11 protein-coding genes are annotated in these 12,644 nt (G+C 66.1%); 6 read left to right on the top strand and 5 right to left on the bottom strand.

Translation table 11 applies throughout. From position 1 onward, the window contains the following. Positions 1–2 precede the first annotated feature (2 nt). Entirely contained in the window at positions 3–1,694 is a 1,692-nt protein-coding gene (gene rpsA, locus QUG01_RS14015) for a 30S ribosomal protein S1 (protein WP_500830675.1), read from the bottom strand. Positions 1,695–1,789: 95 nt separating this feature from the next. After that, the gene (gene cmk, locus QUG01_RS14010; RefSeq protein WP_500830727.1) at positions 1,790–2,458 is read right to left on the bottom strand and encodes a (d)CMP kinase; all 669 of its coding nucleotides are present in this window, start codon (positions 2,456–2,458) and stop codon (positions 1,790–1,792) included. A 191-nt stretch (positions 2,459–2,649) separates the two neighbouring features. Between cmk and aroA the strand changes: the two genes are divergently transcribed. The 3 genes from aroA to QUG01_RS13995 all read left to right on the top strand — a co-directional run bounded on the left by aroA (position 2,650) and on the right by QUG01_RS13995 (position 5,061). Continuing rightward, a complete protein-coding gene (gene aroA / locus QUG01_RS14005) occupies positions 2,650–3,939 on the top strand; it encodes a 3-phosphoshikimate 1-carboxyvinyltransferase (RefSeq protein WP_500830674.1) in 1,290 nt (429 codons plus the stop codon). 64 nt (positions 3,940–4,003) lie between these two features. Continuing rightward, entirely contained in the window at positions 4,004–4,432 is a 429-nt protein-coding gene (locus QUG01_RS14000) for a pyrophosphohydrolase domain-containing protein (RefSeq protein ID WP_500830673.1), read from the top strand. An 83-nt stretch (positions 4,433–4,515) separates the two neighbouring features. Continuing rightward, entirely contained in the window at positions 4,516–5,061 is a 546-nt protein-coding gene (locus QUG01_RS13995; protein ID WP_500830672.1) for a cytochrome b, read from the top strand. A gap of 3 nt (positions 5,062–5,064) precedes the next feature. On the opposite strand, the gene QUG01_RS13990 is transcribed toward QUG01_RS13995, so the two are convergent. After that, positions 5,065–6,051, bottom strand: a complete 987-nt coding sequence (locus QUG01_RS13990) for a LacI family DNA-binding transcriptional regulator (protein ID WP_500830671.1) — start codon at positions 6,049–6,051, stop codon at positions 5,065–5,067. A 189-nt stretch (positions 6,052–6,240) separates the two neighbouring features. On the opposite strand from QUG01_RS13990, the gene ptsP reads away from it, so the two are divergent. The 3 genes from ptsP to QUG01_RS13975 are packed head-to-tail and all read left to right on the top strand — an operon-like array spanning position 6,241 to position 11,391. Then, a complete protein-coding gene (gene ptsP, locus QUG01_RS13985) occupies positions 6,241–8,742 on the top strand; it encodes a phosphoenolpyruvate--protein phosphotransferase (RefSeq protein WP_500830670.1) in 2,502 nt (833 codons plus the stop codon). After that, entirely contained in the window at positions 8,739–9,695 is a 957-nt protein-coding gene (gene pfkB / locus QUG01_RS13980) for a 1-phosphofructokinase (RefSeq protein WP_500830669.1), read from the top strand. The genes ptsP and pfkB overlap by 4 nt, the downstream gene beginning before the upstream one ends. Before the next feature lie 28 nt (positions 9,696–9,723). Next, the gene (locus QUG01_RS13975; protein WP_500830668.1) at positions 9,724–11,391 is read left to right on the top strand and encodes a PTS fructose transporter subunit IIC; all 1,668 of its coding nucleotides are present in this window, start codon (positions 9,724–9,726) and stop codon (positions 11,389–11,391) included. Between the two features lie 48 nt (positions 11,392–11,439). Here QUG01_RS13975 and QUG01_RS13970 read toward each other — a convergent pair whose 3' ends face one another. Continuing rightward, positions 11,440–12,069, bottom strand: coding sequence for a glutathione S-transferase (locus QUG01_RS13970; protein WP_500830667.1), 630 nt, complete (start codon positions 12,067–12,069; stop codon positions 11,440–11,442). 75 nt (positions 12,070–12,144) lie between these two features. After that, positions 12,145–12,561 (bottom strand): GFA family protein, encoded by a 417-nt coding sequence (locus tag QUG01_RS13965; protein ID WP_500830666.1) that lies wholly within the window; start codon positions 12,559–12,561, stop codon positions 12,145–12,147. Positions 12,562–12,644: the final 83 nt, after the last annotated feature.

Genomic DNA, 12,644 nt, shown 5'->3' with positions numbered 1-12,644 from the left:
GATTACTCGTTAGAACCGGACAGTTTTGCCTTCAGCAGAGCACCCAGATTGGTGGTGCCAGCGGAAGCGCTGTCAACGGACAGGTTCTTCAGAGCGGCGCTGTCTTCTTGAGCGTCCTTAGCCTTGATCGACAGGCTGATGTTGCGGGACTTGCGATCCACGGCAACGATCACGGCCTCGACTGCATCGCCATCCCTCAGGATGGAGCGAGCGTCTTCCACGCGGTCGCGGGACAGTTCGGAAGCGCGCAGGTAGCCTTCAACGTCGGTATCCAGAGCGATGACGGCACCCTTGGCGTCAACGGACTTAACAGTGCCCTTGACCAGCGCGCCCTTGTCGTTCATGGCAACGAAGTTGTTGAACGGATCGCCTTCCAGCTGCTTGATGCCCAGGGAGATGCGCTCTTTTTCCACATCGATGGACAGAACAACGGCTTCAACTTCGTCGCCCTTCTTGAACTTGCGCACGGCTTCTTCGCCGGCTTCGTTCCAGGACAGGTCGGACAGGTGAACCAGGCCGTCGATGCCGCCCGGCAGACCAACGAACACACCGAAGTCGGTGATGGACTTGATCGCGCCCTTCAGCTTGTCGCCCTTGTGGAAGTTGTCGGCAAACTCGTTCCACGGGTTGGCCAGGCACTGCTTCATGCCCAGGGAGATGCGACGACGGTCTTCGTCGATTTCCAGGATCATGACTTCCACTTCGTCGCCAACCTGAACCACCTTGGACGGGTGTACGTTCTTGTTGGTCCAGTCCATTTCGGACACGTGCACCAGGCCTTCGATGCCTTGTTCGATTTCCACGAACGCGCCGTAGTCGGTCAGGTTGGTCACCTTGCCGAACAGACGGGTGCCGGACGGGTAGCGGCGGGACAGGCCCACCCACGGATCTTCGCCCAGTTGCTTCAGGCCCAGGGATACGCGGTTCTTCTCTTGGTCGAACTTCAGTACCTTGGCTTCCACTTCGTCGCCCACGGCCAGAACTTCGGACGGGTGCTTCACGCGGCGCCATGCCAGGTCGGTGATGTGCAGCAGGCCATCGATGCCGCCCAGGTCGACGAACGCACCGTAGTCGGTGATGTTCTTGACGATACCCTTGATGACTGCGCCCTCTTTCAGGGTTTCCAGCAGAGCCTTGCGCTCTTCGCCCAGGGTTTCTTCCAGCACGGAGCGGCGGGAAACCACGACGTTGTTGCGCTTGCGATCCAGCTTGATAACCTTGAACTCGATCTGCTTGTTTTCGTACGGGGTGGTGTCTTTCACCGGACGCACGTCAACCAGGGAGCCCGGCAGGAAGGCGCGGATGCCGTTGACCATGACGGTCAGGCCGCCCTTGACCTTGCCGCTGATCAGGCCGGACAGGATGGTGCCAGCTTCCAGCGCTTCTTCCAGCTCAACCCAGGCGGCCATGCGCTTGGCTTTTTCGCGGGACAGCTTGGTCTCGCCGAAGCCGTTTTCCAGCGCGTCGATGGCGACGGTGACGAAGTCGCCGATAGCCACTTCGACCACGCCTTGGTCGTTCTTGAACTCTTCGGCCGGAATCAGGGATTCGGACTTCAGGCCGGCGTTCACGGTTACAAAGTTGGAATCAACAGCCACAACTTCGGCAGTGATCACTTCGCCCACGCGCATGTCGTGCAGGGTCAAGCTTTCTTCGAACAGCTGGGCAAAGTTTTCCATGGAGAGGGTAGTCATCAAGCGTACTCTCGGTTGCACGCCTCACGGCGTGCGGGGTTAGGGTTGAACACACGGCCGCTTTTGCATTGCAGCAAAAACGGCCGCTAAAAAAATCAATGGCCGGAAACCTGTCTTTCCTCGAACCACACAAGGACCTTGTCGACCGCCTGGTCTATGGTCAGCTCCGTGGTATCGAGCAAAAAGGCGTCCGGCTCCTGGCGCAGAGGCGCTACCGGCCGGGCGGCATCGCGCGCGTCCCGATCGATAATGTCTTGCATAATCTGTGCGAGATTAGCAGATTCCCCCTTGCCGATCAACTGCTTATAACGACGCTGCGCCCGTTCTTCGGCGCTGGCCGTCAAAAATATCTTCAGCGCGGCGTCCGGAAACACCACCGACCCCATGTCGCGGCCATCGGTCACCAGCCCAGGCGCCAGCCGGAAATCGCGTTGGCGCTGCAATAGCGCGGCGCGCACCTTGGGCAGCGCGCCCACCTTCGAAGCGCCGATGCCGATCTCCTCGGCGCGAATATCCGCGCTGGCATCGTTGCCTTCCAGCCACACCGCGCCATCGGAGAATTCCACCGGCAAGGCGATGGCCGCCTCGGCCAGTTCCGATTCATTGTCCCAGGCGATGCCATGGCGGCGCGCAAACAACGCCAGCAGGCGGTACAGCGAGCCGGAATCGAGGTAATGAAATGCGAGGCGCGCGGCAACCTCAGCCGCCACCGTGCCCTTGCCGGATGCGGAAGGACCGTCGATGGTTATCACCGGAACTGTCATGACAATCTGAATCCTGTGTGCAATCTTGATGAAGCCGCCGCCCCAAACACAAACGAGCGGACGGCCAAACCGCGCATTGTAACCCAAGCAGCCGCCATAGAGCGGCCGGAATGCCGGCCGGCGATTGCGCGCAGCCCGCGCGGGCGGTTACAGTGTTCGCTTACTCCGTCCACAGCGCACAACTTCAAACAATGGAACAACTGCATCTTTCCCCACGCCCCCGCCTTTGCGGCACCATCAAGCTTCCCGGCTCCAAGAGCATTTCCAACCGCACGCTGCTGCTGGCGGCGCTGTCGGGCGGCAGCACGCTGGTGCGCGACCTGCTGGATTCGGACGATATCCGCCACATGCTGGCGGCCTTGAAGCTGCTGGGCGTGAAGATAGAGCAGCAGGGCGACAGCCGCGACTTCCGCGTGCACGGCTGCGGCGGCGCCTTCCCGGTAAAAAATGCAGACCTGTTCCTCGGCAACGCAGGCACGGCCTTCCGCCCCCTGACCGCCGCGCTGGCGCTGATGAACGGCCATTACCAGCTGTCCGGCGTGCCGCGCATGCACGAACGGCCGATCGGCGATCTGGTGGACGCCCTGAACGCCGCCGGCGCGCGCATCCAGTACCTGGGCCAGCCTGGCTTTCCGCCGCTGGCGATCGAGCCGGCGCAAGTGCGCTGCGTCGAGCCCATTCGCGTCAAGGGCGATGTTTCCAGCCAGTTTCTCACTGCCCTGTTGATGGCGCTGCCGCTGACCGGCGAACAAGCCGTCATCGAGGTGGCCGGAGAGTTGATTTCCAAACCGTACATCGAAATCACGCTGAACCTGATGGCGCGCTTTGGCGTGACGGTACAGCGCGAGGGCTGGCAGCGTTTCGTCATCGCCGGCGGCCAGCATTACATCTCGCCGGGCGAAGTCTATGTCGAAGGCGACGCCTCCAGCGCATCCTACTTTCTGGCGGCTGGCGCGCTGGCCGGCGGCCCCATCCGGGTGGAAGGCGTCGGCTCGTCCAGCATCCAAGGCGATGTGCGCTTCGCCGAAGCGCTGGAGCGGATGGGCGCATCGATCCAGCGCGGCGACAACTGGATCGAGGCCCGCGCCGAGGGCAAGCTCAAGGCGATCGATCTGGACTGCAACCACATCCCGGATGCGGCGATGACGCTGGCGGTGGCCGCGCTGGCCGCCGACGGCACTACTACGCTGCGCAATATCGCCAGCTGGCGGGTGAAAGAAACCGACCGCCTGTCCGCCATGGCTACCGAGCTGCGCAAGGTGGGCGCCGTGGTGGAAGAAGGCCCGGACTATATCCGCGTCACGCCGCCGGCCGAGCTGACGCCGAACGCCGAGATCGACACCTACGACGATCACCGGATGGCGATGTGCTTCTCCCTGGTCTCGCTGCTGGGCGCGCCCGTCATCATCAACGATCCGAAATGCGTGGCCAAGACCTTCCCCGATTACTTCGAGGCGCTGGCGGCGCTGCAGGCGCAGTAATCACAATATATTGATGAAAAAATCGATAGACTCCACAATATAGGCCTTACAAAGGAGTCTATCGATGAGCGACCTGTTCCAGATGCGCCGCGATTTCATGCGGCGCTTCGACCTCCCCTTCCCCTCCCGCCCCGAATTCCAGCCCGCGCAGCTGGCGATGTGGCAGACCATGCTGGACGAAGAGCTGGCCGAACTGCGCCAGGCGCTGGCCGACTACCGCGAACTGCCCGCGCAATCGCCCGAGCAACAATTGCAAAGCCGAGCCGAACTGGCCGCTGAGGCGGTGGACGTGCTCAATGTGGTATGCGGGCTGCTGCTGTCGCAGGGACTGCCGCTGGAAGCGATGTGCCAGGCGATACACGAGGCCAATCTGCGCAAGTGCGTGGACGGCAAGGTGACGCGCCGCGCCGACGGCAAGGTGCTGAAGCCGGAAGGCTGGCAGCCGGCCGACAAGCTGGGGGTGATCCGGCGCGCCGAAAGCGGCGCAGCCTGAACCAATCCATTTGAGTTGAATTAAGTCCAATTTAAGATTGGCGCGCTATGCTGACCCTATCTTCCACCTAGACAGGAGTCGACATGCTGCGCAATTCCGAGCTGAGCTACGGCCGCTTCGCCCGCGCCTTGCACTGGCTGTGCGCGCTGGCCGTGATACTGGCGCTGGCCTTCATCGAGCTGAAAGGCAACTTCCCCAAAGGCAGCGCCACCCGCGGCAATCTGAGCTATGCCCACATCCAGGCCGGGCTGATCGTCCTGCTACTGGTCATCCCGCGGCTGGCCTGGCGCCTGGGTAATCCGCCGCCGGCGATCACCCCCGAGCCGAGCGCCCTGATGAAGCTGCTGGCCCATGCCGGCCACTGGGCGTTGTACGCGCTGATGCTGGCCCTGCCCATCCTGGGCATCGCCTTCATTCAAGCCAATGGCCGCGAGGTCGCCTTTTTCGGCTTGGCGCTTCCAACCCTCATGCCCAACAACCCGGCGCTGGGCAAGGAGTTGAAGGAGTTCCACGAACTGCTGGGCAATGTGCTGTTGTGGCTGAGCATTCTGCACGCCGCCGCCGCCATCTGGCACCATGCGGTGGTCAAGGACAACACCGTCACCCGCCTGGTCGGCCCCTTGCGCTGAAGCTCAGGTACGCGCCAGGCTGGAGCCGCGCGCCACCAGCCGGCCGGCCAGCACCACCTTGCGCGGCGGCCGCTCCGGCTGCCGCAGCCGCTCCAGCAGCATTTCCATCGCCACTCGGCCAATCTCCTCCACCGGCTGCTCGATCACCGTCATGCCCGGCTCGGCCAACTCCGTCCAGCTATCGTTGTCGAAACCGGCCAGCGCCAGCCGCTGCGGCACCGCCACCCCGGCGGCACGCACCGCCTTGGCCGCGCCCAGCAGCAGCAGGCCGTTGCTGGCGACCAGCGCCTCCGGCGCCGTCTCTTCCTGCAGCCACGCCGCCAGCTCGGCCTGGGCAGCAGCGGCGCTGGGCGCGACAAAGCGCGCCGCCACCGGCAGCCCCGCTCGCCGCAGGGCCTCGGCGAAGCCGGCATGGCGCTCCGCCCCGGTGCTGCTGGTATTGCCGAACAAGCCGCCGATGCGGCGATAGCCGCGCTCCAGCAAATGCTCCACCAGTTGCGCCGCCGCCAGCCGGTTGTCCAGCAGCACCGCGTCGCAGCGGGCCGCCGCGCCGGCGCGGTCTATCATCACCACCGGAAAACCGAGCTCGGCCGTATCCAGCGCATCCGCCGTGGCACGGGTGGCGGCGAAGATCACCCCGCTCACCCTCTCCTCCTGCATCAGCCTGAGGTACATCGCTTCCTTGTCCGGGTTCTCGTCGGTATTGCACAAAATCACCCGCATCCCGGCGCGATAGGCCACATCCTCCACCGCGCGGCCTACGGCGGTGAAAAACGGATTGCAGATGTCCGACACGATCAAGCCGACGGTGCGGGTGTGCTGCGAGCGCAAACGACGCGCGGAAAGATTGGGCCGGTAGCCGCACTGAGCGACAGCCGCCTCCACCTTGGCGCGCAAGGCCGGGCTGACCGGCCCGTTGCCCAGCGCGCGCGATACGGTGGCCACCGATACGCCGGCCAACAGGGCCACATCCTTGATGCTGGTAGTCATGGCATGAGAAAACGTTTTCAATCGATAGCCGCGATGCTGCACCAGTCCTGCAGCGCTGGCAAGTCGGCCATGATCTTGGGTTTGCAAAAACCCTTTATTTTTCAGACTTAGGTCAAACTCTCTGGATTGACAGTCGGAATGTAATCGTTTTCAATGCCAGCCATATCCAGTCCACGAACGAGGCCCACCGTGTCCGACGCCCTGCTCAATCCGCAACTGATCCGCCTGGGCTGCCGCCCCGCCAGCAAGGAGGCCGCCATTCGCGAGGCGGGCCAGATGCTGGCCGACGCCGGCTGCATCGCCCCCGATTACCTAGACAGCCTGCTCAGACGCGAGGCGGTGGCCAATACCTATCTGGGCAATGGCATCGCCATCCCGCACGGCATGGTGGAAGACCGCGCGCTGGTGCTGCGCACCGGCATCGCCATTCTGCAAATCCCGGATGGATTGGAGTGGAACCCCGGCCAGCGCACGCATCTGCTGTGCGCCATCGCCGCCCGTTCCGACGACCATCTGGCCATGCTGCGCCAGTTGACCCGGCTGCTGCAGGACGAGGCCAAGCTGCTGCCGCTCTTCGTCACGCAGGACAGCAACGACCTGATCGCCGCGCTGCGCCAGCCGGAAGACAATCTGCCGCCGGACGCCGAGGCCCGCGATCTGGACGTGTGCGAGGAGTGGCGGCTGGACTACCCGAATGGCCTGCACGCCCGCCCGGCCGCGCTATGGGTGGAGGCCGCGCGGCGCAGCGCGGCGCAACTGCAGGTGCGCCACGGCAACGCCACGGCCGACGCCAAGAATCTGATCTCGCTGCTGCAGCTGGGCCTGCGCCAAGGCGATCTGGTCGCCGTGTCCGGCCGCGGTCCGCAGGCCGACGACGGCGTGCGCCAATTGCTGCGGGCGATGCGCGAAGCCAGCTTGTCGGAGCAGACCGCCGCCGCCATCGCCGCCCAACGCGCCGCGGCGCAGCGCCCACGCGCCGGCTGGCAGCCCGCGGGGCCATTGATCTCGCTGCCCGGCATCGCCGCCAGCCCCGGCCTCGCCATCGGCACCGTGCGCGTCCTGGCCAGCCAGCAGCTGCAAGTGCCGGATCGGCCGATCAGCCTGGCCGAGGGCGGCGACCGGCTGCACGAGGCATTGGCCGCCACCCGGCGCCAGCTGTCGCAACTGGCCGACGCCACCCAGGCCACGCTGGGCGCGGCGGAGGCCGGCATCTTCCGCGCCCAGTCCGAACTGCTGAACGACACCGATCTGATCACCCTGAGCTGTCAGCTGATGGTGGCCGGCCACGGTGTGGAATGGGCCTGGCACCAGGCAGTGGAACGATTGGCGGAAAAAATCTCCGCGCTGGGCAACCCGCTCCTGGCCGCCCGCGCCGCCGACCTGCGCGACGTCGGCCGCCGCGTGCTGTTCCAGCTGGACCCATCGTTGCAGGGCCATGAGCCGGCCGAATTCGGCGCGGACACCCTGCTGCTGGCCGCCGATCTGGCGCCATCGGACACCGCCAGCCTGGACCTGTCCCGCATCAAGGGCCTGGCCACCGCCCATGGCGGCCCCACCGCCCACACCGCCATCCTGGCGCGCACGCTTGGCCTGCCGGCCTTAGTCGCCGCCGGGCCGGCCTTGCTGGACGTGGCCGACGGCAGCCCAGCCATCCTGGACGGCGACAGCGGCCGGCTGTACCTGAACCCAGGCGAAGCCGATCTCGCTTCCGCCCGGGCCTGGCAGCAACAGCAGCGCGAAGCGCGCGAGAAACAACAGGCGGAACGACAGCTGCCCGGCCAAACCGCCGACGGCAAGCGCATCGAGATCGCGGCCAATATCAATCGCCCGGATCAGACCGCCGCCGCGCTGGAGGCCGGCGCCGAAGGCGTGGGCCTGATGCGCACCGAGTTCCTGTTCCTGGAGCGCGACGCCGCGCCCAACGAGGAAGAACAGCTGCAGACCTACCAGGCGATGCAGCTGGCGCTGCAAGGCCGGCCGCTGATCGTGCGCGCGCTGGACATAGGCGGCGACAAGCAGGTGCCGTATCTGAACCTGCCGCGCGAGGACAATCCCTTCCTCGGCATGCGCGGCGCGCGGCTGCTGCTGGCCCGCCGCGAACTGCTGGAGCCGCAACTGCGCGCGCTGTACCGCGCCGCCAAAAACGGCAAGCCGCTGTCCATCATGTTCCCGATGATCAGCTCGCTGAAGGAGATCACCCGGCTCAAGGGCATCTGCGAGGGCCTGCGCAAGGAGCTGGACGCGCCGCAAGTGCCCATCGGCATCATGGTGGAAGTGCCGGCCGCGGCCCTGCTGGCCGATCAACTGGCGCCCTACGTCGATTTCTTCTCCATCGGCACCAATGATCTGACTCAATACGCCCTGGCCATGGACCGCCAGCATCCGGAACTGGCGGCCGAGGCCGACAGCCTGCACCCGGCCATATTGCGGCTGATCCGCCAGACGGTGCAGGGCGCCGCGGCGCACGGCCGCTGGGTGGGGGTGTGCGGCGGCATCGCCGGGGACCCGCTGGGCGCGGCGGTGCTGACCGGCCTGGGCGTCAACGAGCTGTCGATGAGTCCGCACGATATCGCCGCAGTCAAAGCCATGCTGCGCCGCCACCACCACGTCCGGCTGCAAGACCTGGCCGAGCAAGCCCTGGCCTGCGACAGCGCCGACGAAGTGCGGCAATTGCTGGAGGCGTTGGCATGAGCGGCGCGCTCCACACCGTCACCGCCAACCCGGCGCTGGATCAGACCGTCACGCTGGACGCCTTGAACATAGGCGCCGTCAATCTGGCGCGCGCCGCCTCGGTCAACGCCGGCGGCAAGGGGGTCAATGTGGCCAGCTGCCTGGCCGACTGGGGGCTGCGCGCCTGCGCCCACGGCCTGCTCGGCCGCGACAACGCCGCGCCGTTCGAACAGCTATTCGCCGACAAACGCATAGACGACCGCATGCTGCGCGTGGCCGGTGCGACGCGCACCAATATCAAGCTGGCCGACCTGAGCCGCAACGACACCACCGACATCAACCTGCCCGGCCCCGCCACCGGCGAGGCCGAACTGGCGGCGCTGGCGGCCGGCTTGGCGCATATTGCCGCCGATGAAATCGCCGTATTGGCCGGCAGCCTGCCACCCGGCCTGCCGATGGACGCCTGGGCCAGGTTGTGCGCGCAGCTGAAGCGGCAAGGCGCCTGGGTGTTGCTGGACAGCAGCGGCCCGGCGCTGGCGGCCGCCTTAGCCCATCCGCCGCAAGCGCTGCCGGACTGCGTCAAACCGAACCGCGAGGAACTGGAGCAATGGGCAGGCCGCAAACTGCCCGCGCTGAACGACGTCGCGCAGTGCGCCCAGGCCTTGCACAAACTTGGCATCGCTCGCGTCATCGTGTCGCTGGGCGAACAAGGCGCCCTGCTGACAGACGGCGGGCAGACACTGCTGGCCAGTCTGCCGCCGCAGCGCCCCTTGAGCACGGTCGGCGCCGGCGACGCCTTGGTCGCCGGCCTCGCCGCCGCTCGCCATCAGGCGCTGGGCGCGGAAGACAGCCTGCGGCTGGCGGTAGCCTTCGCCGCCGCCAAACTGCAACGCGTCGGCCCTCATCTGCCGCCGCCGCAAGAAATTCAAGCGCTGGCCGCCGCCGTCAGCCTGAAAAAACTCGAGGCGGCCTGAGGCCGCCCTATCGATAAAGGGGAGAGACATGAGCATCGTCGCCATCATCCGCTCCGGCGAACGCAGCACCCAGGCCCGGCTTGCCGCCGAAGCGCTGCGCCAGGCCGCGCAAAAACACGGTCAAGACATAGAGATTGAGATCGACGGCCGCCCCGCCCTGGCTGTCGAGCGACTGACCGGCGCGCGCCAGGTGCTGCTGGTGGACAGCCCGGACGACGGCCGCTTCGGCCAATTGCCGGTCCGCCACGCCACATTGGACCAAGTGCTGGCCGATCCGACGGCGCAACTGCCGGCCGCCGCATCTAGCCCAGCGCTGAAGATCGTGGCCATCACCGGCTGCCCCACCGGCATCGCCCACACCTTCATGGCGGCGGAAGGCTTGACCCAGGCCGCCAAGGCCCTGGGGCACGCCATCCGGGTGGAAACCCAGGGCTCGGTCGGCGCGCAGAGCGCGTTGACCGCCGCCGAGATCGCCGCCGCCGATCTGGTGGTGATCGCCGCCGATACCCAGGTGCAACTGGACCGCTTCCAAGGCAAGCGCCTGTTCAAAAGCGGCACCAAGACCGCCATCGGCGACGGCAAGGGCCTGCTCCGCCGCGCCATCGCCGAGGCGCAACCATGGGGCGAGGCGAACAGCGGCTCAACAGCAGCCAAAGCCGCCGCGCCGGAAAAGTCCAAAGACGGCCCTTACCGCCACCTGATGACCGGCGTGTCCTTCATGCTGCCCTTCGTCACCGCCGGCGGCATCCTGATCGCGCTCGCCTTCGCCCTGGGCGGCATCTACGCCTTCGACGACGCGCACAAGGGCACGCTGGCCTGGTCGCTGTTCCAGATCGGCGCCAAGTCCGCCTTTGCGCTGATGGTGCCGATACTGGCCGGCTATATCGCCTACTCCGTCGCCGACCGCCCAGGCATCGCGCCCGGCATGGTGGGCGGCATGCTGGCCGCCAGCCTGGGTTCCGGCTTTCTCGGCGGCATCGTGGCCGGCTTCATCGCCGGCTACGGCACCCGCGAGCTGAACCGCCGCATCCAGCTGGGCCAGCATCTGGACGGCCTGAAGCCGGTGCTGATCCTGCCGGTGCTGGGCTCGCTGCTGACCGGCCTGCTGATGATCTACGTGGTGGGCCAGCCTGTCGCCGCGCTGCTGTCCGCGCTGACCGACGCGCTGAAAGGCATGCAGGGCAGCAGCGCGCTGGCCTTGGGCGCGCTGCTGGGGGCGATGATGGCCTTCGACATGGGCGGCCCGGTCAACAAGGCGGCTTACGCCTTCGCCACCGGCCTGATCGCCAGCCAGGTATACACGCCGATGGCCGCGGTGATGGCCGCCGGCATGACGCCGCCGCTGGGCCTGGCCCTGGCCACCCGCCTGTTCCGCGACCGCTTCACCGTGGACGAGCAGGAAGCCGGCAAGGCAGCCGGCGTGCTGGGCCTGGCCTTCATCAGCGAAGGCGCCATCCCGTTCGCCGCGCGCGACCCGCTGCGGGTGATCCCTGCGCTGATGACCGGTTCCGCGCTGGCCGGCGCCATCTCCATGACCATGGGCGTCGAGCTGAAAGTGCCGCACGGCGGCGTATTCGTGCTGCCCATCCCGAATGCGGTGGAGCATCTGCTGAGCTATTTGGTGGCGCTGGCCGCCGGCACCGCTGTCACCGCGCTGATGCTGCGGCTATTGAAAAAGCCGGCAGTGCCGGCCTAAAGAAACACCATGGCGCAAATGCAATGCGGCGCCAAGGCGCCGCATTGTTCATTGGCTGACCGGATACACGCCATCGCCAAACGGCGCGGCGCGGAACGCATCCAGCTCCTCGGCCTGCCGCGATAATTTATCCAGCCGCGGATAAGGCCCGCCCGGCACGATGTCCGGAACCACCTGCCTGCTGAAATGCCAGGCGACCGCCGTCGACAGCAAGGACTGGTCGATGGTGTCGCCGCGCAAGGATTGCGGCACTTCCAGCTCCTTCTCCAGCGCGTCGAAGGCGGCCAGCAATTGGCCGCCAATGCGGTCCAGCCAGGGCTGGTACACATTGCGCGCCGGCCGCAACTGGCGCTCGTACACCACCTGCACGCTCTTTTCGCAAGCCGCCAAGGCCAAACCTACGCGGCGCCAGGCCGCCAGCCTGGCTTGCGGCTCCATCGGCATCAGACAGCGCGACGACAGCCCCTCCGCATACTCGAGAATCAGCGTCGAATCCATCAGGATGGTGCCGTCATCGCACACCAGCGTCGGCGCCTTCACCACAGGATTGATCTCATGAAAACGGTCGAAGCCGCTGAACACCGACACCGACTGGTGCTCAAACGGCAGCTCGAGCAATTGCATCGAAATGGCGACGCGCCGCACGAACGGCGAATCCAGCATGCCTATCAGTTTCATGATTGTTCTCCAGCGTGGGAAAAACCGGCAGCCGTCGGCCGCGGCCCCGTCAATTCAGCAAGCGGGGGATCAGCGTCAGACAAAGCTAACATCGGCTATCCAGTTGCGCGCCCGCCGCGCCAACCTATCCGCCTCGCTCTCGCCCTCGAACGACACATCCAGCGCGTCGCTGATCGGCAGGCCGGGCGTTTCAAACGCATTGACGCTGACCACGGCGTACAGTCTGCCGTCGATTTCGCTGCTGGCCAAGGGGACGACGCCGCAATCGGAGCAAATGTGAAAATCGGCGGCGCCGGTGCCGAAACGATACCGCGACACCCGCTGCGGCTGGCGCAACGCCACCGTCAAACGCGCGCCAGGGGCCGCGGTCCACACGCCGCCATGCTTGCGGCAAAAGCCGCAGCCGCAACGACGAGCCGGCATGGCAATCCCATCCGGCCAATCCAGCTCAAAGGACAGGTTGCCGCAATGGCAGGCTCCATGGATTCGCATGCTCACCCCCTAGGGGCTGTTGACGTTTGGTGAGTGGATCGCGTTTGCGCCGATTTGGGCCGGAAGCAAGGCGCACAGTCCGC

Source organism: Chromobacterium sp. CCUG 76385 (assembly GCF_059916625.1).
The sequence above is the reverse complement of the archived record's forward strand: the minus strand, read 5'-3'. Positions and strand labels throughout refer to the sequence as shown.